Origin of the sequence: Alcaligenes faecalis (assembly GCF_009497775.1) — a bacterium.
Taxonomy (GTDB): Bacteria; Pseudomonadota; Gammaproteobacteria; order Burkholderiales; family Burkholderiaceae_B; genus Alcaligenes; species Alcaligenes faecalis_D.
In genome coordinates this window covers 191,658-216,032 of sequence record NZ_CP031012.1, presented here as the reverse complement: position 1 = coordinate 216,032, position 24,375 = coordinate 191,658, and the positions used below count along the sequence as shown (strand labels likewise).

The following is a 24,375-nucleotide window of genomic DNA, read 5'->3' as shown; positions in this document are numbered from 1 at the left end:
CATAGCGCCGACTACTTTTTCATGCTTTGTGGACAATTAAGCAGGCTGTAAGCAGGTCAAACAATCCGGCAACATTTCCGCGATATAAATACGCCCGTCCAAACCGGCGGACAGGCCGTGTCCGTACACGCCTTGTACCCGGCAACGTCCTACCAGGGTGCCCGAATCCGGGTCGAACAAGGACAGACTGGCCGTTTGGTCGCTAACCAGTACCGAACCGTCTGTTTGCACGGCCACTGCCATGGGTTTGTGCATGGGGCGCAGTTCACCCAGATAACGGCCTTGCCCATCCAGATGCTGCACACGGTTGTTTTCCCGGTCAGCTACCCAGACCGAGCCGTCGGCGGCACAAGCCAGCATATGGGGCGTGCTGAACTGCAAAGGACCGGAGCCCGGCGCCCCCAATGCCGCCAGCCATTGGCGTTGCGGATCAAAGCGATGGACCACAGTATTGCCGTAGCCATCAGTGACCCACAAGCCACCATCGGCGCACTCGACCGCATGTGTGGGGTGGTTGAATGGCTCTTGCCAGCGTGGCTGCTCGGGTTTGCCCAAACGCCATTGTTCATGACCTTGGGCATCCAGCGCCAGAACCTGATGTCCGTCCAGATCCGTGACCAGCACCCCGCCTTGGGGACGGGCACTGATATGGTGCGGGCACAGGATGTCCTCCAGGGACCAGCGCGCTGACACCTGCCCATCCGGGGCCAGCACCAGCACGCAGGCCGGGCGACGCAACAAGGCGGCGATGCGCCCATCAGCCAGCACCGCCACACTGGTGATGCTGCTGATATCTGCCTGAGTCCAGGCGCGCTCTACCTTGTAGCGCTGCGAGCCCAAAGTTACATAGGCAACTGCCATCTCCAGCCTCCCTTACATGGCGTTAGGCAAGACCATGACGATTTGCGGGAATATCGTCACCAGGACTGTCGCCAGAACCAGCAACAGGAAAAACGGGAAAGCCATGCGCACCAGTTCAAACAGATTGCGTCCGGTAATGCCCTGAATCACGAACAAGTTAAAACCAATAGGCGGGGTGATCTGGGCCATTTCCACCGTCAGGATCAGGTAGACACCAAACCAGATCGGATCAATTCCAGCGGCAATCACGGCAGGCAACAAGACCGACGTGGTCAGCACCACAATAGAAATGCCATCCAGAAACGCGCCCAGAATCACAAAGAACACCGTCAACACGGCAATCAAGGCGTACTGGCTCAAGCCCAAAGAGCCAATCCAGGCGGCCAGATTCGCGGGCAAGCCGGTAAAGCTCATGGCACTGGTCAGGTAAGCGGCACCGATCAGAATGAAAGAGATCATGCAGGAGGTACGTGCTGCGCCCAACAAACTGGCGGTAAAGGTTTTCCAGTTCAGGGAACGCCCCACACCCGCAATGACCAAAGAGCCGATTACGCCCAGCACGGCAGCTTCCGTGGCAGTTGCAATACCCCCGTAAATCGACCCGATCACCGCCACAATCAACAGAACCACAGGCAACAGCAGACGCAGGCGTCGTACCTTTTCGCCCAGGCTTAACTCTTCGGTCGCAGGCGGCACACGATCCGGATGGCGAATCGACCAGATCGCGATATAGGCCGAGAACAGACACATCAACAAAATGCCTGGCAGCACACCCGCCACAAACAAGCGGATGATGGAAACCTGTGCAGCGACGGCATACACAATCATCACAATGGAAGGCGGAATCAGCAGGCCCAAGGTACCGGCACCGGCCAAAGAACCAATACTGATGCTGTCGTCATAACCGCGTGACTTCAGTTCAGGCAGAGAGATACGGCCAATCGTTGCCGCCGTGGCAGCCGACGAGCCGCTGACTGCAGCAAAAATGCCGCAGCCCAAAGTATTGACGTGCACCAGGCGGCCCGGCAAACGCTGTACCCACGGCCCCAGGCCACTGAACATGTCTTCGGCCAGTCGCGTCCGATACAGAATTTCCCCCATCCAGATAAACAGGGGTAACGCTGTCAAAGCCCAACTGGCCGAGGAGTCCCAGGCCTTGGTGGCAAAAATAATGCCCGCAGGCGCGTCGGCATACAGAAAAATAGACAAAATACCGCAAGCGATCAGAACCAGCGCCACCCACACGCCACTGGCCAGCAAGGCAAGCAGAACAACAAACAGCACAATTGCCTGAGATAAATCAGCCATGTTCAGTCGCCTCCAGTTCTTGACCCTGAACCACACGCAGCAAGCGCCGCAACAACATCAAGGTCAGCAAGCCCAAACCAATGGGCATCCCCAGTTGGGGAATCCACAGCGGTACAGCCACCATGCCCTGCGCTACTTCCTTGTAAATGAAGGACTCATACACAAAATGGGCGGTTTCCCAGGTGCACCAGGCTGCCAGCGCGACCCCGATCAGCGTCGCCAATAACTCGTATGGGCGTCGCAAACGATCCGGGATCACCTGCAGCAACAAGGACACCCGGATATGGTCGCCATGCAGCATGGCGTAGGGCAGCGCCAGAAAAATCGACGCTGCCATAAACCAGCCCGCAAAGTCATCCGAAGCGGGGATTTGCATGGAAAACAGGCGTGCCACAATCTGCGCTGTCACCACCACCCCAATCGAACATAGAAAGAGTGCGGCCAGTGCGCCGCATACTCTGGCCATACGCTCCAGCACAATCATGGACGCACTCCTTGGTTTAGGGCTGACGGTAGGTATCAAGCAACTTCTGGCCGTCGGCACCCGCCTTTTTCAGCCACTCTTCGGTCATGGTCTGGCCAATGGCATGCAGCTCGCCAGCCAGTTTCTCGCTTAACTGGCCCACCACCATGCCTTTGTCGGCCATGGTCTGGGTCAGCTTGGAGGTCTGCTCGCGCGACATGGCCCAGCCACGTTGTTCAGCACGTTCACCGGCTTCCAGAACCGCTTTCTGGACGTTCTCGGGCAGGCGCTGGAAGGCACGCTTGTTGATGATCACAAAGCTTTGTGGAATGAACACCTGGGCGTCGTAGTAGTACTTCACATAGTCCCAGGCCTGCGAATCCACACCCGTGGCGGGCGAGGTCAGCATGGCATCAATAATGCCGGTGGAAAATGCCTGGGGTACTTCGGGCGTTTGTACGGTAGTCGGCACGGCCCCCATCAAGGACACCAAACGGCTGGTAGCTGGGCTGTAGGCACGGAAACGGACTCCGGCCAGATCAGACAACTGTTCCACCGGCTTTTTGGTGTAGATGCCTTGCGGTGGCCAGGGCGAGCCATAGACCAGCACAATACCCTGCTTGTCCAAACGCTCGGCCAGGAAGGGGCGAGTGGCTTTCCAGAGTTTTTCCGACTGATCGAAGGATGAAGCCAGGAACGGCACACTATCGACCTCGAACAAAGGATCTTCGTTGCCAATGGCCGCCACCAGCATTTCACCAGCCTGCACCACACCTTGCTGTACACCACGCTTGACCTCGGGGCGCTTGAGCAGCACCGAGTTCGATTGCACGTTGATATTCAGTTCCCCGTTGGTGGCCGCCTTGATGTCCGCCGCAAACTCACGCGCGTTTTGCGTCAGGAAGTTGTTATCAGGCTGCTCCGTGCTCATGTTCCAGTTGGTCGCCGCCTGCGCGGTGCCAGCCAGAGCCAGAACGCAAGCCATGGAAAGTAGTTTTTTGATCATGATGTTGCTTCTCCCAAGAATTGAGGTGATGGCCGCCTTATGAGCGGCCCGCATTCAGATCCCGTGACTGCAGATCCCACAGCAAAGAAAACTCGGATACATCGTTGGTCGCCACTCCCAGATCCTGCTGCAAGCGGGCAGCCAGGGTACGAGCAGCATTCAGGGTGGTCAGATCAGCCACCAGGTAGGGGTCCAGGCGACGCTGCTGCGTATCCTCGGACGGCAAAGGGGTAGAGAGTTCAGGGTCTGGCGTCAGCACGCGCAAGGCCAGCAGGCCATCGGTCTGTTCCAGGTAGGCGGCGCATTGACGCGCCAGGGCTTCCCGTTGGGCCAGCTCAGGCAGACGCACCAGCAAAACCACGGAACCCGTACCAGCACCACCCAGCAAAGACACCGCCATCACGCGGCGCTGGGTATTGCTCATGCGGGCAAAATTGGTATTGGACCAGTCCGTTTGCTGCTCAAAAGCCTTTTTGTATTCCGCGGTGCCAAAGACGCGCAGGGACTCGGTACGGTACAAGGCCAGGTACTTGCGCCCGGTGCCTTGTCGCACATAACGGCGCGACCACTGAAAGCCGGGTATGGCCGCACGTTCAGCCATATGCTCGCGCTCATACCATTGATTGAAATCCTGCTCATGCTCAGGGGCGATATCCGTCCAGATGAACAGTTCCCCCGGCGCATCACGATCAGTACGAAAAGTAGCAGACACGAAAGCCTCCTGAATCAAAGTCATTGCACACTCTTTATGGGAGTGTCCAACGGCTTCTGGGCGGATTCCAAACGGTTTATTTCAGCCTGGGGCAATAGGAAAAAGCGATCAGTTCAAGCGAGTGGCGCGGTATATAGATTATCAAGCAAGCCCACGCTCAGTACACATGCGCAGGCAAGGGGAAAACCCTCAACAGCTAAATCGCGAAGACACGCGTGTCTGGCGGGGGTAAAGCCAGCCCAGGATGCTCGGCCGCAAAATGGTGCATACGCTCCAGCGCCACCCCAATCACCGCCTGGGCGGTCTGCGTCAAAGGATCGGGCCGCCAACTGGCGACCAGGCGCAAGTCGGGCAAAGCATGCTCACACACAATTTCCTGATACAGGCCACTGTCCAGCTGACGGCTGACTGCCGCCAGGGGCAAGGTGGCAATGCAAGGCTGGGCTTCGATCAATTGCGTGCTGGCGGCAATTGAAGAAACGTAGTGAATCCGAGCCTGATCGACAGGCAAGGGTTCAAGCAACTGCACCAAGGCCAGATGCGGCTGGGAACCACGAGGGAACGTCACCAGTGGCCAGCGTTGCACCAGCTCCTGCAAGCCGCTGCGTACCGGCATGGTTTCATCGGCCATGCACACCCAGCCCATGCGCATGGAGCCCATCGGCAGGTTGCGTATGCCGTCTCCCATGATGGGATCGGTCTGCAAGGCCACATCAATGGTGCCGCGCTTGAGCAAGTCGTGCAGGCGCAAGGTGGACTCGGCGGTCAGCTCAATTTCCAGCTCGGGGTAGAGCGCATGCAGCTGACGAATCAAATCCTTGAACCAGGTATGCACAATGGACTCGACCACGCCCAGTCGCACCCGGCCACTCAAGCGACTGGAGCCGGCCAGGGCTTCACGCAAATCGTGTTCCATGCCCAGCATTTGCTCGGCATACTGCATCAGTTTGCGGCCTGCTGGAGTCAGGCGCAGATCGCGGTGGCCACGCTCAAACAAGGTTTTCTGAAACTCGCTTTCCAGAGCCGCAATCCGCCCTGAAACGGCAGCCTGCGTCAGATGCTGCTTGTTCGCTGCCGCACGGAAACTGCCCAAACGGGCAATCCAGATAAAGGTTTCTAAAAAGCGGATATTCATGCACCTGTCCTTTCAGGCTTCATCATGGCGGCCAGATGATATTGGCTACGCTGCTCACTGGGGACAGACACAATCAGGCCAGCACCGTCGCCCACAAACGCCTGTGCAGGCAAAGCATGGCAATGGGGCTGATCAGCGGCAATCCGCACATGGCGCAGCAAGGACACATGCGGGCGAAAACGACGTGGCGGCTGCGTCCAGCCCAAGGCAGTCAGCCTGGCCCAAAGCTCGTCATGCCACTGCTGCAGGGCCGCCAGTGCTTGGGTTTGCGACTCGTCCGGCCCGGCCCACACCACCTGCGGTTTCTCGAATACATCCCGTATCGTCAGGTCCAGCTTGATCTCCGGCACCGCCCATTCCGCCATCTGTGTCGCCAAGGTCTGCAGCTCAGACACGCGGCTGCCATCCAGAAACGCCAGTGTTAAGTGAAAGTGATCGGACTGCATCATCCGCCCGCCATAAAGTGCATGGGCCTGTAGCGCCTGCTCCGCCAGCCAGGCGCGGGTTTGTGCGTCTGGCCACCAGCCGATGAAAGCACGAAAGGAGTGTTCTGCACCTAACTGTTTCAGGTCCAGAATGGGCAGGGGGATCGTCATCAGCAAACCCTCAAACAAGGTAGATCAGAAAGCGGGGCGTTTGGCCTAGGCCCTGCACAGGCGACGCGCCAGATCGTAAACAATATCCAGAGCCGGCAATTGCGTGCGGCCCGACAAACGCACCAGGGCATAGTGCCCGGACAAGGAAGAAGAAAACAGGCCCAGCGGCACCAGATCACCGGCATCAATATCGCGCCGTACCGCCGCCAGCACACTCATCAAGACCATATCGCTGTCCAGCACAACATCGCGCTGAATGCTGAAGCTATCACAACAAAAGCGTACAAAGCTGCCGGATGACCTTGGGCACCAAACTCGGCAATCAGGCGGTCAGTCAAATCATCGCTGATCACAGAGCAGGCCACGGGATACTGGCTGATCGCCGCAAAATCCAGCGACTCCAGCTGCAAAAGCGGGTGGCCCTGGCGGACCAGCATATCGCCTTGCATGGCGGGCAGATACTCAATATCCAGACCACGCACATCGGTCACCGCGCTGACGTCCAGCACCACCATATCGTAACGTTCACGGCGCAGGCCCTCGATCAGTTCCAGCGTGCGGCCAATCACAGCATCCACGCGCAAACGCGGATATTCGTCCAGCAGCGCCACCATGCACGGATGCAGCAAAACCGCAGCGGGGGTAGAGCTTAACCCCAAGCGCAGGCTGCCTGCGTCCTCGCCCTGAAGCAAGGCCAGCTCGCGCTGCAAGGCCCGGCCTTCCTGCAACACCCGGTGCGCCCGCTCCAGAAGTACACGGCCATAAGGCGTCAAAAAAATACGCTGACTGCTGCGATCAAACAGCGGCACGCCCAGTTCCTGCTCCAGAGCCTGGATGCTACGGCTCAAGGCCGACTGGCTTAAATGGACGGCTTGCGCGGCCCGATGAAAGGTACCGTGTTCGCAAACGGCCACAAAGTGCCGCAGCTTGCGAAAGTCCATGCTTGTCCCCTTGCTGACGCTTGAACCGGCTTATGCACAGACCGCATCAACTTGATGATTTTTTGGCGTTTGAGCCGCGCATTGTACCTGCATAGAATGGCCTAGCCACTTGGATGGCCTTACAAAAAAACGGGAGACAAACATGACAGATACCTCGACACCCCTGGACGCGCGCCGCCGCTTTTTGAAAACCACCGGACTGCTGTCGCTGGCGGGTATGGCCCCTTCACTGGGACGCCAGGCTTTCGCAAAAACCGCCCCCGGTCCGGGCACGGCTCAAGATATCATCATGGCCGATGCGCTGACTCTGTCGGGCTGGATTGCACAACGCCAGGTCTCCTGCCGCGAAGTGATGGTGGCGTATCTGGACCATATCGACCGTGTAAACCCCAAGGTCAACGCCATCGTGTCCCTGCAAGAGCGCAGCGGCTTGCTGGCCCAGGCTGACAAGCGCGATCAGCAACTGAAAGCAGGCCAGTACCTGGGCTGGATGCACGGTATGCCCCAGGCACCCAAAGATCTGGCGGCAACAGTCGATATCGTCACCACCAATGGCTCACCGATTTTCAAGGACTATCTGCCCAAACAGGACGCCATCGTGGTGGAGCGGGTACGGCAATCCGGTGCCATTCTGATCGGTAAAACCAATACCCCGGAATTTGGTCTGGGATCGCATACCTACAACTCCGTGTTTGGCACCACCGGCAATGCCTACCAGCCCGACCTGTGTGCCGGTGGCAGCAGCGGCGGGGCCGCCGTGGCCCTGGCCACCCGCATGTTGCCCGTCGCTGATGGCAGCGACATGATGGGTTCCCTGCGCAACCCCGGTGCCTTCAACAACGTCTACGGTTTTCGGCCATCACAAGGCCGTGTGCCCTATGGCCCGACCTCCGAAGTGTTCTTCCAGCAAATGGGCTACGAAGGCCCCATGGGTCGTACCGTGGCCGACCTGGCCATGCTGCTGTCCACCCAGGCCGGTTTCGATGCCCGCAGCCCGCTCAGCATCAACCAGGACCCGCAACAATTCGCTGGCAAACTGCAACGCGACTTCAAGGGCACCCGCATCGGCTGGCTGGGCGATTACAACGGCTACCTGCCCATGCAAGCCGGTGTCATGGATCTGTGCCAGAGCGCATTGAAGAGCTTTGAAGCCATAGGCTGCACCGTCGAAGCGGCGCAACCCGACTACTCCATGGAACAGCTGTGGCAAACCTGGCTGACACTGCGTCACTTCACCGTCGCCGGTACCGCCCAGGGCCTGTACGCCAAACCCGAGCTGCGCGCCCAAATGAAGCCCGAAGCCATCTGGGAAGTAGAAGGGGGCCTGAACCTGAGCGGCGCGCAGGTCTACCAAGCCTCCATCAACCGCAGCAAATGGTACGAAAGCCTGCGCAAGCTGTTCCAGACCTACGACTATCTGGTCCTGCCCACCGCCCAGGTCTTCCCCTTTGCAGGCACGACCCACTGGCCCACCGAAATCGCCGGGCGCAAGATGGACACCTACCACCGCTGGATGGAAATCGTCATTGGCGGCTCTCTGGCAGGGCTGCCCGTCATGAACGTGCCTGCGGGCTTTAACGAAGCCGGATTGCCCATGGGCTTGCAGATCATGGGCCCTGCCCAGGCCGATATGGCCGTGCTGCAACTGTCCTACGCGTATGAACAGGCCACGCAGTGGGTGCAAAAGCGTAAACCGACCTTGCTGGCCTAAGCAAAGCTGATTAGACGCCATCCGTTTACAAAACCTGACGTTTTTAACTGTTTCAAAAACGCAAAAAGATAGACGCCTAAAAACTCCATACCTAAGATAAAAGCAGCGGTCCGACCCCCTGACCGACATACAAAGCAACAGGAGCAGCGCCATGAGTATTATCTCCATGATCATTGTCGGCTTTATCGTAGGTTTGCTGGCACGAGCCATCATGCCCGGCGAGCAAAAAATGGGATGGATAATGACCACCATCCTGGGTATCGTCGGCTCCTTTGTGGCAGGCTACCTGGGCCAATCCATGGGCTGGTACGTGCCGGGTGAAGGTGCAGGCTGGATCGGCTCCATCGTGGGCGCCATCATCGTTCTGTTCGTTTACGGACTGATCAGCAAGAAAGCGTAAAACGCTGCATCAAACGCAAAACAGCAGCCTTGCAGCCTGTGTGATGGGCGATCCAAAACATCGCCACACACGGCGGCAAGGCTGCTACACCGCAGTTTGCTATTTGGCATAAGACGCCTGCCACCGATACCTGTCGCTATCGCGGCCCTGATTCACAGAAAAAACAGATAGATGGATAATTAAGGCCAAGCGCCTGAACACTGAAAGCCTGACGCTCCCGGAGCCAGTCATGCCCTACACCATCACCTTGAATCGCATTTACGACGCCGTCCATGAGCCTGCCGGCAAAGCGGCCCGTGTACTCACCGATCGTCTCTGGCCACGCGGCCTGAGCAAAGACGAGCTGGGCGATGTCCAGTGGCTGCACGAGGCCAGCCCTGCAACCGAGCTGCGCAAAAGCTTTCATAGTGGCGATATCTCGCCCGAGCAGTTCCAGCGTCGCTATCAAGAACAGCTAGCGCACGACCCTGATTCCCTGCTCTCCTTGATGAAGCTGGCCCGTAAAGGCGAACTGCAATTGCTGACCGCCACCCACGACCCGCAAGCCTCGTACCTGACGGTGCTCAAACAGGCTGTGATCCAGGCTTTGGTCGAAGAGGACCGCCTACACGACGGCAATGAACCCAGCTCGCCGGTCTGCTACGCGCACTTAATGAAAGATAAAAAGAAATAAGCCGGGGTTTGCTAGCCCTGTGGCTGCCCGACAGAGTTGGCATTCGGCGCATTGCGCGCCCCCAGCAAACGCTGCACCAGGCTCTGCACACAAGTCTCCCGCCGCGAATCCGGCGCATAGTCCGAGCGCAAGGTAGACCAAGTCGGATGAATCCGTGCCTGTGCCAGCTCCTCCGGCAGGCCTTGCGCCCGCCAGACATTCAATTCCCGCTGCAAAGCCTGATCAAAATTCTCGGCATCAATCTCGCCCAGGCGAATCGGGGTCTGTGCGGCATGACCGCGCCGCTCCAAAGCCGCAATCAAACTGAGCTGCCGCACGGCCAGCAAACGCAGCACGGCATCATCCACGCTCAGTTCTGTCTCGCCCCGCAGCTTGCCCATCAAACGCTGGCCCCACTTGTCCGCGCCTTGCCACAAACCACCGGCCAAGGCGCCCAGAACCGTCCCGGTTCCCAAGCTGAGACCACCCGTCATCACATCCAGCGTGGCCCCGGCCATGGCACCCGCCGCCACGCCTTTACCCAGCTGCACGCCAAATTCCTTCAAGGCCTGGGGGTCAAACAAATCCATGCCCCAACGGCCACCTTCAAAATGCAGCAAGTCCGCCACCACATCCTGACGACCGAAGCTGTAGCGCTTGAGCAAAGCCTGCACACTCTTGGCCTCGCGCGCCAACACTGGCTCGCGTAACTGCTGCGCGGCCAGCTCCATGGACTCCTTGTCCGAGGGGGTACTGACGCGCCAGGCCGCCACATCAATCAACAGCTCTGCCAGCAAACGCAAGGCATCCCGACGCCGCAATACAGCCTGCTGCGCCAAATCCACCTTCAGCTGCTGCAGCACCCCGGCTTGCGTCTCCAGCAGCACGGCCAGCTTGTCGTACAGCAAAGCCTCGCCATCCAAAGCCGGTGCCACCGTATCGAACTCTGCCAAGGCATGCAGTCCCAGACGTGCCAAGGCACTACGCCATTCCTGCACCCGCGCCTGCGGGCTACGCACGAAATTGAGCACAGGCAGCAAAGGCCGCCCGCTATAGGCCAGCAAGGTCAACTCGTCCTTATGCTTGCTCAGGACAGGATCGCGCGCATCCACCACATACAGGCCCGCATCGCAGGATTGCAGCTTGCGCAGCACACGGGCTTCCTGCTCGAAACGGCCTTGTGCCGCCGGGGACTCCAGAAAACGGCGTATCCGCTCTGGGCCATCAATACGTTCGCCGGGCTGGCTTAGCTGATCCATGAAGTCCAGCAAGGCCATGCTGTCTTCCAGACCAGGGGTGTCGAACAGCTCCACCAAAGCCTCGCCGTCCACCGTCAGCCTGGCGCCTTCCACATGCCGTGTGGTGCCTGGACTATTGCTGACCTGCCCAAACTCCGTATCCCGCGTCAGGGTACGCAGCAAAGAGGTCTTGCCCGTATTGGTGTGACCCACCACCGCCAGCGTCAAGGCCGCAGCACTCATGATGGCTCCTTCAAAGACAAGTCAGGCCATTGATCGTGAATCTGCCCAGGCGCAAAGCCTGCCGCCACCAAACGCTCATGCCAACTGCGACGGCGCGTCTGGTCCGGGTCGGCCAAGGCTTCGTCCAGCAACACTACATCGGACTGCTGGGCCAATTGCGCCCATTCAACCAGCGTCGCCACCACACCGCGATCCGGCGTCTGGGCGGCATCACAGACCATCAGCAAATGACGAGGACTGGCGGACTGCAAGCGCCCCAGAATATCCAGCCGCTCGGCCCGCGAATCCACCCGGCCCAAATCCTGCATCTGCGCCTGCATGAAAGCAGGGGGCCAGCTATGTTCTGGCGGCAACTCCAGCCCCACCACACACAGCGCATTGGCAGCCAAAGGGGTGCTGGGCTGACTTTGAATGCGAGCCACTCTGTCCGGGGACGCCAACTCATCCACACCCGTCGGTTCGCTAACGGGCATCAAACGAGGGCGCAGCTCTGCCAAGCCCGGCAAGCTGTCATCCAGACTCAAGCGAGCCGTGTGTTTACGCCATTGCCACAGGCTCCAGGCCAAAGCCAGCACGCGAGGCAACAAACCGTAGGTCACCACTGCGCCCAACAGCCAGCTGGACCACAAGGCCTGAGCCTGGGCATCCAGCATTTGCAGGCCATCGCTGCTACGGATGGTGAGGGTATCGGGCAGGGCAAAGCCCAATAAGGACGGCAGGGCACCCAGACCTTCAACCAGCCAGACAAAGGTATCTGGTGTCAAAAGCGTGGTTTCCCAATTGAAGTGGTAGCGGCGCGAGGCCAGCAGTAACAGCAGGGTGCTCAGAGCCGACAAAAAGGCCAGCACCCACAAGCTGTGGCTGATCAGGCCCGCCAGCCAGGATTGGCTGCCCCGGCGCGCCAGCACGGCGGCAAAAGCCTGAGGAACCAGACTGGCATCGCCTTTGACAAAGCGGCGACTTAGCCACCACCAGGCATCACCGGCCCAACTGCCCGTACCGCTACTTTTGCCCGACCAGGCCAGGCTGAACAGCCAGAAGATAAAAGTCAGTACATGCAGACCCAGCAAAGCGCCCAAGGCCGTCAGTACATTCACGGCTCGACTGCCATCGCCCAATGCACCCGCCGCTGTTCCAGCCCCGGCCAGCAAAGCCAGCACTGCCATGGCAATCAGCAAAAGGCGGGCAACACGCCACCAGCGCGTCCAGGCTTGCTCCAGCCCATCGCGTCGAGCCAGCGCCAAGGCCCGAGCCGAGACACGTTGGGCAAAGGACCCCCCTGCGGCCCGCGCACGGCGCGACTCAGACAGGTCTTCAATAGGCCCCCACAGGGTCTCGCGCAAACGTATGGCTTCAACCAGAGTTTGCTGCTGCCAGGAGCCGACGGATTCAGACGGTTTCATGGCACTGGCCATCACTTAAAGAAGTACAGGTTCGTCAGGCAAGGCATTGACTGCCGCCACGCCCGAAGTCTGCGCCGGAGCGCCTTGCTGCAAGATAGTTTCAATGGCGCTGACCGCAGCCAGCAAACCCGACAAATACTCACGCGAGGCCAGATCTTTTTCCAGTTTCTGACAGATCTGTGCCCACTGAGCCGGATCAGCCTTGATGCCCCGGTCCGCAATGATATGGATACGGCGCTGACCCAGAGCCAGATACAGCAAGACGCCGGAGTTCAAGGGCGTGTCCCAGACACGCAAACGGCCAAAGACTTCCAGAGCACGGTGGGCGCTGTCGGCTTCGTGGGCGGGCAAGACGGCCTCGATCGCGACCACCAACTCGCCACTATGGTTTTCTTCACTCTTGCGGATCTGTTCAGCCAGATGGCCCAGCATTTCAGCGTTGAAATGACGACGACGCAGCCATTGGCCTTGCACCGATGCCCAGCCCGACAGTTCTTTCCAATTCATACTCATGTCGCTCCCCTGTGGCCTTACCAACTACCGGAAGCGCCACCGCCTCCGCTACCGCCACCACCACCGCCGCTGCCTCCGCCAAAACCGCCGAAGCCACCACCGCTGCTGCCGCCATTCCCACCAAAACCACCGGAGGAATAACCACCCAGGCCACCAACGACGCCACCACGGCGCGAGGCGCGCCCGGAGCTGGATTTACCGCCTGCGCCAAAGAGTCGGCCAATCATGCTCAAACCAGCGCCTACCACGGCGGCCAGCAAGGCCAGCCCGATGCTGCCTGAGACCACCAGGGTGAACACGCCTGCTGCCAGCGCGGCAAACACGGGCGAGGCAAAAAAAACAATCGCACCTACGGCCAGCAAAGGCTCCCAGAACACGCCTTCTTCACCCGAAGACGTGACAGGTGCATTTTTAGGAGGAGGGGGAAGCTCTTCGCCGTTGACCAGACCAACCAGACTATCGGCTGCGGCCTGGATACCGGCGTAGAAATTGCCTTCGATAAAACGAGGTGTCATCTGTTCGCGGATGATGCGGCCCGCCTGCAAGTCCGTCACCGCGCCTTCCAGGCCATAACCGGTCTGGATACGCATGCGGCGATCATCCTTGGCCACCAGCAGCAAGATGCCATCGTCCACTTTCTTGCGGCCAATTTCCCATTGATCAAAGACACGCAAAGCATATTGTTCGATGGTTTCTTCACCCGTGGTGGGCACCATCAGGATCACGACCTGCGCGCCCTTTTCCTGCTCCACCGCTTTGAGCTGCTGGTTCAGGGCATCTTTTTGATCCGGGCTGAGAGTGCCCGTGGTGTCCGTCACCCACCCCGCAATGGCGGGAATGGGCTCAGGCTTGGCCTGCGCCTGTGTCCAGGACCAGCACAGCAACAGCAATGCCATCAACAAGCCACAGGCCCTCGCCAGCCTGCCAGAACGTGCAGACCCAGGCCCAGCAGTCAGTGCAAGATCGTGCACGTTCATGACTCCACCTCCAGAATTAATCAATACCCAGCAGGAGCGGGGGTCGCAGGGATATCAAACTTGACCTCGGGGTCACGCGTGATTTCGCTTTGACGATCCACGCCGTAGTTTTCCTTGACCTTGTAGCCAAACAGCTTGGCGGTAATCAGGGTAGGGAACTGACGGATGAACAGGTTGTATTCCTGCACGGTCTGTACATAACGGCCGCGTTCGGTGGCAATACGGTTTTCCGTGCCTTCCAGCTGCGTCATCAGGTCGCGGAACAGGCCATCGCTTTTCAGTTGCGGGTAGTTTTCCGACACGGCGATCAGACGCGACAGCGCCGAGGACAACTGGTTCTGGGCTTCCTGGAAGCGCGCCATCACTTCGGGGTTATCCAGATCGTCCACTTTCATCTGAATGGTGCCAACCTTGGCACGGGCTTCGGTAACCTGAGTCAGCACTGTGCGCTCATTCACCATATAGGCATTGACCGAGCTGACCAGCTTGGGCACCAGTTCGGCGCGACGCTCGTATTGATTCAGAGTTTGCGACCAAGCGGCCTTGACCTGCTCGTCCAGGCGCTGGATCTCGTTATACCCACAACCAGACAGCAAGACCGCCACGCTGCTGATAAAGACCCATCGTATCCATGATGTCATGATTTTTTTCCTGCAAAAATAAGCAGATAAACAACAAAAACGGGTTGCGACCCCTGTGCTCGGGCACGTGCCAAACAGAGCCCGGCGGTGCGTGCACGCCAAGCGTAAACCGCGTACCGCAGCATAACAAGTCCGTCTATGGCGGCGCTTAACAATTTCTGTCAAATCCGGCGGAACAATCTGCCTGACCGTTTACGTTTGAAGCAGGTTGTTTTAACGCTACCGGTCAAAATGATACAAGATGGTCAATGAGGATTTTTACTAATTTCACGCTATAATGGCGGATTGCGCAGCGCACCAATCACTGCGCCTCTTGCAGCAGGCGGCGTTCTTGCCCCTGCCGTGGCATTGTCGCCATAACAAAACACCTTAGCCTGGATTGGTAGGGCCCCAAAGAGGGCTTTTGGGCTAGTCACTGGAAAATTCTTGGACTCTCAAATCACTTTTGCCTCTCTTGAGCTGGCAGAACCTCTGTTGCGTGCTGTAACCGACGCAGGCTATACCCACCCCACCCCTATTCAAGCCCAGGCCATCCCCAAGGTCATTGAAGGTGGTGACCTGTTGGCTGCCGCTCAAACCGGCACCGGCAAGACCGCAGGCTTTACCCTGCCTATCTTGCACCGTCTGCTGAACAACCCTCAGCAAAACCGCAAACCAGGCCGCCCACGTGCGCTGATCCTGGCTCCTACCCGTGAACTGGCCGCCCAGGTTGAAGAATCGGTACGTTTGTACAGCCAGCACACCCGTCTGCGCTCGATGGTCATGTTTGGTGGCGTGAACATCAACCCCCAGTTCCATGCGCTGCGTAAGCCCCTGGACATTCTGGTGGCCACTCCTGGTCGTTTGCTGGACCACGTGCGTCAACGCACGGTGGACCTGACCGGCGTGGAAATCCTGGTCCTGGACGAAGCCGACCGCATGCTGGACATGGGCTTTATCCGCGACATTCGCAAGATCATCAGCCTGATGCCGGTTGATCGTCAGACTCTGCTGTTCTCGGCAACTTTCTCGGACGAAATCCGTGAACTGGCCCGTGGTTCGCTGAACAACCCTGACGAAGTGGCCGTTGCTGCCCGCAACACCACCAACGAACTGATTACCCAGCAAGTGATTCTGGCTGACCAGGCTCACAAACGTGACCTGCTGAGCCACATCATCCGCGAAAGCGGCTGGAACCAGGTTCTGGTGTTCTGCCGCACCAAGCACGGCGCCAACCGTCTGGCCGAAAAACTGTCCAAGGACGGTATGGCCGCTGAAGCCCTGCACGGTAACAAGAGCCAGGCGGCTCGTACCCGTGCGCTGGCAGGCTTCAAGAACGGCAAGGTTGTGGTGCTGGTTGCTACTGACATCGCCGCTCGTGGTCTGGACATTGATCAACTGCCTTACGTGGTCAACTTCGAACTGCCTAACGTTCCTGAAGACTACGTACACCGCATTGGCCGTACTGGCCGTGCTGGTAGCGAAGGCGTGGCCCTGTCGCTGGTGGATCGCAGCGAAATGCGTTTGCTCAAGCAGATCGAGCGCATGACCCGCAATCCTATCGAGCGCATCGTGGTGGAAGGCTGGACGCCTCCTTCGCGAGCTGCCCTGGCTGAAGAAGCCAAGGAAGACACCTACGCAGAGCGTCGCTTCAACAGCGCTCCTGGCGCTCGTGCTCCTGGTGCCCGTCGCCCCAACGGTGGTGGTCAAGGTCGCTCCGCTGAAGGCCGTGGTGGTAATGGCGAAAGCCGTCCACGCCGTCCTGGCAACGACAACCGCCCACGTCGCAGTGCTGCTCCTGGCGGTGCTGGCGGTGGCGCAGCCCGTGCTGGCCAAGGTCGCCCCGGTGGCCGTCAGGACAGCCGCGGCCCGAACCGCAGCAACCGTAGCCCCGCCCAAGCCAAAGCCTAAATCCGGCCAGGGACTGTGCCTGCCAAAGGCGGGCACAGCGCCCGCCTTTGAACCGAGCACACCATGGCACTGAGCACCTGGCTCGCTTTTTTCGCGGCTTCCTGGGTCATTTCGTTTTCACCTGGCCCAGGTGCAATCTCCTCCATGTCCTCCGGCCTGAAATACGGCTTCAAGCGTGGCTACTGGATGGCGATTGGCCTGAATATCGGAATCATGATTCAGATATTCATCATCAGCCTGGGGCTGGGACAAGTCCTGGCGCGCTCGGAACTGGCTTTCACCACGCTTAAATGGCTGGGTGCGGCCTACCTGATTTATCTGGGCTGGAAGCAATTGCGCACCGACGCCATGCCGGTGCAGGTTACAGGCCAGGAACCCAGCGACTTTCGCATTCGTGATCTGTTGCTGCGTGGTTGCCTGATCAACATCACCAACCCCAAGGGTCTGGTATTTCTGCTGGCCATCATGCCCCAGTTTCTGGACTTGAATCGGCCCATGCCGCTGCAATACCTGTTGATCGCCATGACCCTGTGCTTTACGGATCTGGTGGCCATGGGTTGCTACACGTCGCTGGCGGCCCGCATGTTGCATTTGCTCCGTCAGGCCAGCCATGTGCGGCTGCTGAACCGCGTGTTCGGTTCGCTATTTATTCTGGCAGGTACGGTATTGGCCAGCGTGTCGCGTTAGCCTTGTGCGCGCCTGCGCTTGCCCCCAAGCCCTGCTTTACGGATAATTCGCTCACTGTTTTCCACGCGCCAGACTGGCGCTGCCACAAGGATTTTCAATGTCGTCCGGTGACATACGCTCTGAAGTCAAGAAACGCCGCACCTTTGCCATTATTTCTCACCCTGACGCGGGTAAGACCACACTGACTGAAAAACTGCTGCTGTTCGCGGGTGCGATTCAGATTGCAGGTAGCGTCAAGGCCCGTAAAGCCAGCCGCCATGCCTCCTCGGACTGGATGGAAATTGAAAAGCAACGTGGTATTTCGGTGGCCTCCTCGGTCATGCAGATGGAATACCGCGATTGCGTCATCAACCTGCTGGACACCCCCGGCCACCAGGACTTCTCGGAAGATACCTACCGTGTGCTGACCGCCGTGGACGCCGCCCTGATGGTGATTGACGCGGCCAACGGTGTGGAACCGCAAACCATTCGCCTCTTGCAAGTGTGCCGGGCCCGCAATACGCCCATCATCACTTTCGTAAACAAGCTGGACCGCGAAGTTCAAGAGCCGCTGGATGTGCTGTCGGAAATTGAGTCGCACCTGGGCATGGAAGTGGTGCCGTTTTCCTGGCCTATCGGGATGGCACGTCGCTTTGGCGGTGTGTTCAATCTGCGCGCCAACCATATGCGTGTGTTCAAGCCCGGTCAGGAACGTCATGGCGAGGATGAAATCATCCCCGGCCTGGACAACCCGGCGATTGCCGCACGCTTTGGCGAGCCCTTTGAAAAGGCGCAGGAAGAAATCGAACTGCTGAACGCCGCAGCGCCCGAGTTCGACCTGGACCTGTTCCTGCAAGGCAAGCAAACCCCCGTGTTCTTTGGCTCGGCCATCAATAACTTTGGTGTGCAGGAAGTGCTGGACGCGCTGGTTGACCTGGCTCCTTCTCCTGGCCCACGCGCCGCCCTGCAGCGCGAAGTGCAGCCTGACGAGCCCAAGTTCAGTGGTGTAGTGTTCAAGGTGCAAGCCAATATGGACCCAGCCCACCGCGACCGTGTGGCCTTTGTGCGCGTCAGCTCCGGCCATTTCAAGCGCGGGATGAAACTGAAAGTGTCTCGTACCGGCAAGGAAATTCGCCCCAATAACGTGGTGTCCTTCCTGTCGCAACGCCGTGAACTGCTGGACGATGCGTTTGCAGGCGACATTATCGGTGTGCCCAACCACGGCATTTTGCAACTGGGCGACGTGCTGACCGAAGGCGAAAACCTGCAATTTACCGGCCTGCCTTTCTTCGCTCCCGAACTGTTCCAGTCCATTGAAGTCAAAGATCCGCTGCGCACCAAGCAATTGCGTACCGGCCTGACCCAGCTGGGTGAAGAGGGCGCCATTCAGGTGTTCCGTCCCCATATGGCAGGCGGCATGATGCTGCTGGGCGCGGTTGGCCAACTGCAGTTTGAAGTGGTGGCCCATCGCCTGAAAACGGAGTACGGTGTGGAAGCACGCCTGTCGTCCAGCCGCTTCAATATGGCTCGCTGGGTAACGGCCAAAGACCCCAAGGACATGAAGAAGTTCATCGAGACCAACGCGGGCAATATCGCCTATGACGTGGTCGAAGCCATTGCCTTTTTAGCAACATCGCCTGCGCAGCTGCGCGTGGCGCAGGAGCTGAATCCGGGCATTGAATTCCACGCATTACGTGAACATGGTGGACACGTTTTCGGGGATGCCGTCTAATTCTGTCACAAGAGCAGGGCCGACATTTCGCTACAATGACGGCTCTTTTCTTTTAATAACGCGCATCCGGCCCACCGGATTGCCCCTGATTCAACCGAGACATCGCTTATGCCCTGGCGTTTTATCATTGCTGTCTTGCTGCTGGTAGCAGGTGCTTCAGTGTGGGGCGGCCTGGAACTGGGGAACTGGCTTATCGCGCACGGCCCTGAAAAGTCCATGGCGGTCAGCACCCCCGACCCGTCAGACTTGCCTACGCTTGATGCCGATGGCAAACCCTTTACCGCGCAACCGCCGCAGCCTTTGCCCAATGGTCGACTGGGAGTGCCACAAGCACCCACACCGATCGCCTGGGAAATCGACACTTCTACGCTAACGGAAGAAAAGCCGCCCATTGCCCTGGCTACCACGTCCATTTCGCTGGAGCAGGCTATTCAAATTGCCATGACCGAGCAGAACCGGGAATTGCAAGGAATTGCCCGCGTCAATCTGGGAGGCTCCGAGCCTATCCAGCCTGTCGACGTTGGTACGCCCCCTCCACCACCTCCTCAAGATATTCAAATCGCAGGCTCCAACAATGGCGCCTGGCAAGCTCAATTGCAGCAGGAGCTCAATGCCTGCAGCAATAAAGGCTTTTTCGACCGTCCCAGCTGTTCCTGGGAAGCACGCAACAAATACTGTGGTCCCAATAATGCGTGGGGCAAGGTTGCAGGCTGTCCTAGCAAGTCCTTCTAAGGCTGCAGGGCGTATCCACAGCCAGTTTGTCTGGCCTGCTACCCGGTCTGTGTAGCCCAATAAAAAAGCACCCGTTTTAGCGGGTGCTTTTTTTGTAGCCTGAGCAGCGGATGCTTACTCGTCGTGGTCGCCCATCTGCGATTGCAGGTAGTTTTGCAGACCCACTTTTTCGATCAGTTCCAGCTGAGTGCCCAGCCAATCGATGTGCTCTTCGGTGTCGTCCAGAATCTTCAGGAACAAATCGCGCGACACGTAGTCACGAGTGGACTCACAGTATTCGATGGCCTCTACCACGGTCTGACGGGCAGCCTGTTCCAGCTTCAGATCACAGCCCAGCAATTCAGGCACGTTCTCACCGATCATGATCTTGTGCATGTCCTGCAGGTTAGGCAGGCCGTCCAGCATGAAGATACGTTCAATCAGCATATCGGCGTGCTTCATCTCACCGATGGACTCGTCATACTCGTGTTTGCCCAGCTTGTTAAAGCCCCAATGGTTCAACATGCGAGCGTGCAAGAAGTATTGATTGATTGCTGTTAGTTCGTTCTTTAGCTGCTTGTTCAGATGCTGAATTACCACTTTATCGCCAAACATGCTGTTCTCCTGTAAATCTGACGGCGCTCCCCCCAAGGAGCCGCCGAGCCCCCACAAACGCTGCTCACGCCAGAGATCGCACACAGGCGCGATGCAGGCAAAAACACAGTGGGGGATGAATGTGACAGGCTACCATGCACGCATGGGCAATGGCTTAAAAAACGAAAAAGCACCCAGAAAGCGTTGCGCTTTTGGGTTAGTAACAGGACCAATAACAATCATTCCCACTAGCAATAGTGGGAATGGGAAATCCTGATCAAAAACATGCGCTTAGGCGCGGCAAACAAGACGGCCAAACTCAGGGTCAGGGATCAGGCTGTCGTTGGCAGCGTAATCCACCCGGGCGGTTTCAAGGCTAGCAATCATGGTTTGATTGGCATAGCGTCCGCCGGGCAAATAGTCCTGAGCCGTCTCCGCGCAGCAGCCACAGCAAGACGCCACGCCAAGCTGACCTTGCAGGTCTGCCAGGCTGGAAGCGCCGCCACGTACTGCTTCTTGTACTTGACGCTCGGTGATCGCGTTACATATGCAGATAAACATGAGAACTATTATTATCAAGAATTCTAAAAATATCAAGAGTCATTCTCATTAAGAAATCTGGCGTGCCGAAAAATCACTGGAAAGGGCTTGTAGCCTGCCTTCAGGGATTTTGGCTAGTGCTGGCAGACGCGTCAATTCTGCAACAGATGGTCCATCAGCAGACGCGCGGCGGGCGACAAGCTATAGCGACTACGCACACACAAGGCCACGCGGCGGGAGGTCCAGGGCTCCTTGATCACACATAAAACCAGCCCCAGGCTCTGCACATAGGACTCGGCCACGGAGCGGGGCAGCACGCCAATCCCCAAACCCGCCTCGATCATGCGGCACTGCGCATCGTAGCTGGTGACTTGCACACGGCAACGCCACGGGCGCTCCAGTTCACTGGCGGCACGTATCAGCAAAAGGTTGGGATGGCTGCCGGTATGCATGCCCACATAGTCAAAATCCAGCGTATCGGCAAAGGCCAGTTCTCCCTGACCTGCCAAAGGATGTGTGGCGGGCACCAGCAGAACCAGCTCGTCCTGGCGATAGTCGTAGTACTCCACCTCGGCACTGCCTACGCCTCGAATCAGCACGCCCAGATCGGCATTGTTGTCGGCCACCGCCTGGGCGACTCCGGCACTGATACGTTCCTCCAGCGACACCCGCACTTTGGGATGACGTGCCATAAAGGAGCTCAAAGCCTGCGGCAAAAACTGCGTGATGGACGACAGGTTCGCAGCAATCCGTACATGCCCGGTTGCTCCACCCGCGAAGTCCCGCATCAGTGCGCCCATGGCATCCATATCATCCAGCAGACGTTGCGACATGGCAGCCAGCGATTTACCCGCTGCCGTTGGATACACACCCTTATTGCTGCGCTCGATCAAGGCTGCACCTAGCTGCTGCTCCAGATCGCTAAGGCGCTTGCTGACTGCCGCTGGGGCAATGTGAAACTGCTCGGCTGCCCCCGAGATGGTGCCGCGCTCCAGCACCAACAAAAACAGCCGCAAAGATTTGGGATCGATGTTCATAAGCCAGTATTCCATCCTATGAAGGCCATCGCGACAAGCGCTCTGCCATCATCAATTGCGATAGCACCATCGCAATTTGACGCTGTACTCACGTCATTAGCGATGACAGACTACGCAAATAATACGGAACCTGATTATTTAAGTCAGGAAAAATATAAGGGGAGAACAGATGCGCGATAGCGATAATCTGAAAGGGGGGTTTGACGGCACCCTGCCCATGGGGCAACAGCCGGCTTTGGTCGTTATCGACTTTCAACGTGGTTTTACCGAACCGGGCCTGACGCCCCTGGCCTCGAACTGCGACAGCCAGATCGAGCAAACCAATGCCTTGATCCGCGCCATGCGTGGCAAGGGTCGCGTTATTTTCACCATCATCGGCTACGAGGCTCATCTGGCCGATGCCAATCTGTGGCTGACCAAGGCCTCGTCCTTGCGCTGCCTGCTGCGCGGTTCGTCTGCCTGTGAGCTGGACCCACGGCTGGACTACGACCCCGAACAAGACATCATCCTGTACAAGACCCAGGCTTCCGCCTTTTACGGCACGCCGCTGCCTGCCTTGCTGGCCCATCAGGGCTGCGACATGCTGATTGTGGCCGGTGCCACCACCAGCGGTTGCGTCCGTGCCAGCGTGGTGGACAGCCTGCAGTCGGGATTTGCCCCATTCGTGGCTGAAGATGCGGTGGCTGACCGCTCGGCAGCCCAACACCGCAGCAACCTGGTCGATATGGCCAGTAAATACGCCGAAGTCCTGCCCTCGGCGGACTTGATCACCCATCTACACACGCTTTAACGCTACACAAAAAAAGAAACCACAGGAGACCTTCATGAAAAAAGCCCTGACAGCGGCGCTGACCGCCTGCACCCTGGCGCTAGGCATTTCGCCCGCCCACGCCCAAGAAGTTGAGCTGACTTTCTCGACCTACTTGCCCCCTTCCTACGAATACGCCTGGAAGCCAATCGAGAACTTCGTCCAGACCGTGGAAAAAGAAAGCCAGGGCCGGATCAAGATCAATGTGTTCCACTCCGGCCAGTTGTTTGACGGCTACGAGGAACTGCCCGCCCTGTCGCGTGGTGACGTGGACATCGTCAACATGACCAGCACCTACCCCAGCGGTACCGTGCCTGCGCTGAACATCTTTACCCTGCCATTCCTGTTTGACAGCACGGCTCACCTAAAACGTGCTCTGGACCAGGGCCTGTTCAAGCTGGGTGCCGAACAGGAGCTGCGCGACACACACGACGCCGTGGTCCTGGGCCTGGCTCCGTGGGACCCCTACGAGTTCTACAGCCGCAAGGCTCCGATCAACTCGGCAGCGGATGTCAAAGGCAAAGTCTGGGCCTCGACCAGCTCCATGGACGCACGCGCACTGCAACTGCTGGGCGGCTCGCCCACCGGCATGCCCTCGTCCGAACTGTACCTGGCCTTTGACCGTGGTGTGATCGACGCCACCCCCCGTCCATTGCTGACCGGCATTGGCCGCAATCTGTACGAAGTGGCCAAGTACCTGTCCATCGCCAACTTCGGTATCGACGTGTCCGTGCTGACCATCAACCGCAAGAAGTGGGAATCCCTGCCACCTGATCTACAAGAGATCATCAGCAAGGCCGCCCACCAGCGCGACCAAGAACAGTTTGATCGTGTGAACGCCTTTGTAGACCAGGCGCTGAAACGCTACGAACAAGCCGGTGTGGCGATCAACCGCGTTGAACCCGCCCAGTTGGAAGAGATGCGCAAGCTGACCCGCCCTGCCATTGATGAGTGGAGCAAGCAGGTCGATAACGGTCCCGCCTACCTGGACCTGATCGAGAAAACCCGCCAGCCCTGATCACGCGTGAAGACGCGCCAGTGTGAACCACTGGCGCGCTGCTCTCGTGTGGAGACACCATGAATCCACTTATTCACTTCCTGGGCGCATTTGCGCGCGGCAGCAACCGAGTCGCCATCCTGGTGGCTGAAGTCGCTTTGACCGCCCTGATGCTTGCCTGCACCTATGGCGTCATTGCGCGCTATGTCTTTAACAGCCCCAGCATTTACATCACTGAAGTGTGTGTGTACTTGCTGCTGGTGTGCTCCTGGCTTTCCATAGGCTGGGTCCACCTGGAAAACCGCCACGTCAGCGTCGAGGCTTTCCACCAGAAGTTTTCCCCACGCGGCCAGCGCCTGGCAAGCTGCGTGTCGCAGCTGTGCATTCTGTTTTTCTGCCTGGTGCTCTTGTGGGCCGGTATTTCGGTGGTGGAAACCGCCATTGCCCGTAACTATCGCTCGGCTTCCATGCTGCGTTTCCCCCTGTGGATGGCTTACGGCATGATCCCGCTGGGCGGCACCTTGCTGGGTCTGGCGACCCTGCGCCAACTGTTCATTCCGAACAGTGTGGAATCCAACGACAGCATCAAGGAGTTCTGAC

At 58.5% G+C, this 24,375-nt stretch carries 27 protein-coding genes; 10 read left to right on the top strand and 17 right to left on the bottom strand.

Annotation, left to right across the window (positions count from 1 at the left end; all coding sequences use genetic code 11):
• Positions 1-36 precede the first annotated feature (36 nt).
• The 9 genes from DUD43_RS00955 to DUD43_RS00915 all read right to left on the bottom strand — a co-directional run bounded on the left by DUD43_RS00955 (position 37) and on the right by DUD43_RS00915 (position 7,022).
• The gene (locus tag DUD43_RS00955) at positions 37-861 is read right to left on the bottom strand and encodes a PQQ-binding-like beta-propeller repeat protein (RefSeq protein WP_153228766.1); all 825 of its coding nucleotides are present in this window, start codon (positions 859-861) and stop codon (positions 37-39) included.
• A gap of 12 nt (positions 862-873) precedes the next feature.
• Complete coding sequence (locus DUD43_RS00950) at positions 874-2,169, bottom strand: TRAP transporter large permease (protein WP_153228765.1); 1,296 nt, start codon at positions 2,167-2,169, stop codon at positions 874-876.
• Positions 2,162-2,653 (bottom strand): TRAP transporter small permease, encoded by a 492-nt coding sequence (locus DUD43_RS00945; RefSeq protein WP_153228764.1) that lies wholly within the window; start codon positions 2,651-2,653, stop codon positions 2,162-2,164. Before DUD43_RS00945 ends, DUD43_RS00950 begins: the two co-directional genes overlap by 8 nt.
• 16 nt (positions 2,654-2,669) lie before the next feature.
• Positions 2,670-3,638: a TRAP transporter substrate-binding protein gene (locus DUD43_RS00940; protein ID WP_035274876.1), complete on the bottom strand. Its 969-nt coding sequence runs from the start codon at positions 3,636-3,638 to the stop codon at positions 2,670-2,672.
• A gap of 37 nt (positions 3,639-3,675) precedes the next feature.
• Positions 3,676-4,350: a DUF4286 family protein gene (locus DUD43_RS00935; protein ID WP_153228763.1), complete on the bottom strand. Its 675-nt coding sequence runs from the start codon at positions 4,348-4,350 to the stop codon at positions 3,676-3,678.
• A gap of 196 nt (positions 4,351-4,546) precedes the next feature.
• Positions 4,547-5,485, bottom strand: a complete 939-nt coding sequence (locus tag DUD43_RS00930; RefSeq protein WP_153228762.1) for a LysR family transcriptional regulator — start codon at positions 5,483-5,485, stop codon at positions 4,547-4,549.
• Positions 5,482-6,081 carry an RNA 2',3'-cyclic phosphodiesterase gene (gene thpR, locus DUD43_RS00925; RefSeq protein WP_153228761.1) on the bottom strand — a complete coding sequence of 200 codons (600 nt, stop codon included), beginning with the start codon at positions 6,079-6,081 and terminating at the stop codon, positions 5,482-5,484. The genes DUD43_RS00930 and thpR overlap by 4 nt, the downstream gene beginning before the upstream one ends.
• 45 nt (positions 6,082-6,126) lie before the next feature.
• Positions 6,127-6,309 carry a hypothetical protein gene (locus tag DUD43_RS00920; RefSeq protein ID WP_153228760.1) on the bottom strand — a complete coding sequence of 61 codons (183 nt, stop codon included), beginning with the start codon at positions 6,307-6,309 and terminating at the stop codon, positions 6,127-6,129.
• A complete protein-coding gene (locus DUD43_RS00915; protein WP_153228759.1) occupies positions 6,300-7,022 on the bottom strand; it encodes a LysR family transcriptional regulator in 723 nt (240 codons plus the stop codon). The genes DUD43_RS00920 and DUD43_RS00915 overlap by 10 nt, the downstream gene beginning before the upstream one ends.
• Positions 7,023-7,164: 142 nt before the next feature.
• On the opposite strand from DUD43_RS00915, the gene DUD43_RS00910 reads away from it, so the two are divergent.
• The 3 genes from DUD43_RS00910 to DUD43_RS00900 all read left to right on the top strand — a co-directional run bounded on the left by DUD43_RS00910 (position 7,165) and on the right by DUD43_RS00900 (position 9,806).
• Complete coding sequence (locus DUD43_RS00910; protein ID WP_153228758.1) at positions 7,165-8,733, top strand: amidase; 1,569 nt, start codon at positions 7,165-7,167, stop codon at positions 8,731-8,733.
• Between the two features lie 151 nt (positions 8,734-8,884).
• Positions 8,885-9,133: a GlsB/YeaQ/YmgE family stress response membrane protein gene (locus tag DUD43_RS00905; RefSeq protein ID WP_153228757.1), complete on the top strand. Its 249-nt coding sequence runs from the start codon at positions 8,885-8,887 to the stop codon at positions 9,131-9,133.
• A gap of 229 nt (positions 9,134-9,362) precedes the next feature.
• Complete coding sequence (locus DUD43_RS00900; RefSeq protein ID WP_153228756.1) at positions 9,363-9,806, top strand: DUF488 domain-containing protein; 444 nt, start codon at positions 9,363-9,365, stop codon at positions 9,804-9,806.
• 11 nt (positions 9,807-9,817) lie between these two features.
• Here the strand turns inward: DUD43_RS00900 and DUD43_RS00895 are convergent, their stop codons facing one another.
• From DUD43_RS00895 to DUD43_RS00875, 5 genes are all read right to left on the bottom strand, one after another.
• Positions 9,818-11,266: a DUF3482 domain-containing protein gene (locus tag DUD43_RS00895; protein ID WP_153228755.1), complete on the bottom strand. Its 1,449-nt coding sequence runs from the start codon at positions 11,264-11,266 to the stop codon at positions 9,818-9,820.
• Positions 11,263-12,669, bottom strand: coding sequence for a DUF2868 domain-containing protein (locus DUD43_RS00890; protein ID WP_194273424.1), 1,407 nt, complete (start codon positions 12,667-12,669; stop codon positions 11,263-11,265). The genes DUD43_RS00895 and DUD43_RS00890 overlap by 4 nt, the downstream gene beginning before the upstream one ends.
• 15 nt (positions 12,670-12,684) lie before the next feature.
• Positions 12,685-13,182 carry a TPM domain-containing protein gene (locus DUD43_RS00885; RefSeq protein WP_153228753.1) on the bottom strand — a complete coding sequence of 166 codons (498 nt, stop codon included), beginning with the start codon at positions 13,180-13,182 and terminating at the stop codon, positions 12,685-12,687.
• A gap of 17 nt (positions 13,183-13,199) precedes the next feature.
• On the bottom strand, positions 13,200-14,078 hold the full coding sequence (locus DUD43_RS00880) for a TPM domain-containing protein (protein ID WP_228125862.1): 879 nt from the start codon (positions 14,076-14,078) through the stop codon (positions 13,200-13,202).
• Between the two features lie 101 nt (positions 14,079-14,179).
• Positions 14,180-14,800: a LemA family protein gene (locus DUD43_RS00875; RefSeq protein WP_153228751.1), complete on the bottom strand. Its 621-nt coding sequence runs from the start codon at positions 14,798-14,800 to the stop codon at positions 14,180-14,182.
• A gap of 426 nt (positions 14,801-15,226) precedes the next feature.
• On the opposite strand from DUD43_RS00875, the gene DUD43_RS00870 reads away from it, so the two are divergent.
• The 4 genes from DUD43_RS00870 to DUD43_RS00855 all read left to right on the top strand — a co-directional run bounded on the left by DUD43_RS00870 (position 15,227) and on the right by DUD43_RS00855 (position 19,820).
• On the top strand, positions 15,227-16,690 hold the full coding sequence (locus DUD43_RS00870) for a DEAD/DEAH box helicase (protein WP_194273423.1): 1,464 nt from the start codon (positions 15,227-15,229) through the stop codon (positions 16,688-16,690).
• Positions 16,691-16,753: 63 nt separating this feature from the next.
• Positions 16,754-17,377, top strand: a complete 624-nt coding sequence (locus tag DUD43_RS00865) for a LysE family transporter (RefSeq protein ID WP_153228750.1) — start codon at positions 16,754-16,756, stop codon at positions 17,375-17,377.
• 97 nt (positions 17,378-17,474) lie between these two features.
• Entirely contained in the window at positions 17,475-19,088 is a 1,614-nt protein-coding gene (locus DUD43_RS00860) for a peptide chain release factor 3 (RefSeq protein WP_153228749.1), read from the top strand.
• 108 nt (positions 19,089-19,196) lie between these two features.
• Complete coding sequence (locus tag DUD43_RS00855) at positions 19,197-19,820, top strand: hypothetical protein (protein ID WP_153228748.1); 624 nt, start codon at positions 19,197-19,199, stop codon at positions 19,818-19,820.
• A gap of 114 nt (positions 19,821-19,934) precedes the next feature.
• Here DUD43_RS00855 and bfr read toward each other — a convergent pair whose 3' ends face one another.
• The 3 genes from bfr to DUD43_RS00840 all read right to left on the bottom strand — a co-directional run bounded on the left by bfr (position 19,935) and on the right by DUD43_RS00840 (position 21,970).
• The gene (bfr, locus tag DUD43_RS00850; RefSeq protein WP_035268652.1) at positions 19,935-20,414 is read right to left on the bottom strand and encodes a bacterioferritin; all 480 of its coding nucleotides are present in this window, start codon (positions 20,412-20,414) and stop codon (positions 19,935-19,937) included.
• Positions 20,415-20,684: 270 nt separating this feature from the next.
• Positions 20,685-20,954 carry a (2Fe-2S)-binding protein gene (locus DUD43_RS00845; RefSeq protein WP_153228747.1) on the bottom strand — a complete coding sequence of 90 codons (270 nt, stop codon included), beginning with the start codon at positions 20,952-20,954 and terminating at the stop codon, positions 20,685-20,687.
• A 131-nt stretch (positions 20,955-21,085) separates the two neighbouring features.
• A complete protein-coding gene (locus DUD43_RS00840; protein ID WP_153228746.1) occupies positions 21,086-21,970 on the bottom strand; it encodes a LysR family transcriptional regulator in 885 nt (294 codons plus the stop codon).
• Between the two features lie 169 nt (positions 21,971-22,139).
• Between DUD43_RS00840 and DUD43_RS00835 the strand changes: the two genes are divergently transcribed.
• The 3 genes from DUD43_RS00835 to DUD43_RS00825 are packed head-to-tail and all read left to right on the top strand — an operon-like array spanning position 22,140 to position 24,374.
• Positions 22,140-22,760 (top strand): isochorismatase family protein, encoded by a 621-nt coding sequence (locus DUD43_RS00835; RefSeq protein ID WP_153228745.1) that lies wholly within the window; start codon positions 22,140-22,142, stop codon positions 22,758-22,760.
• 34 nt (positions 22,761-22,794) lie between these two features.
• Positions 22,795-23,796 carry a TRAP transporter substrate-binding protein gene (locus DUD43_RS00830; RefSeq protein ID WP_153228744.1) on the top strand — a complete coding sequence of 334 codons (1,002 nt, stop codon included), beginning with the start codon at positions 22,795-22,797 and terminating at the stop codon, positions 23,794-23,796.
• A gap of 59 nt (positions 23,797-23,855) precedes the next feature.
• Positions 23,856-24,374 (top strand): TRAP transporter small permease, encoded by a 519-nt coding sequence (locus tag DUD43_RS00825; RefSeq protein WP_153228743.1) that lies wholly within the window; start codon positions 23,856-23,858, stop codon positions 24,372-24,374.
• The last annotated feature ends 1 nt before the right edge of the window (position 24,375 follow it).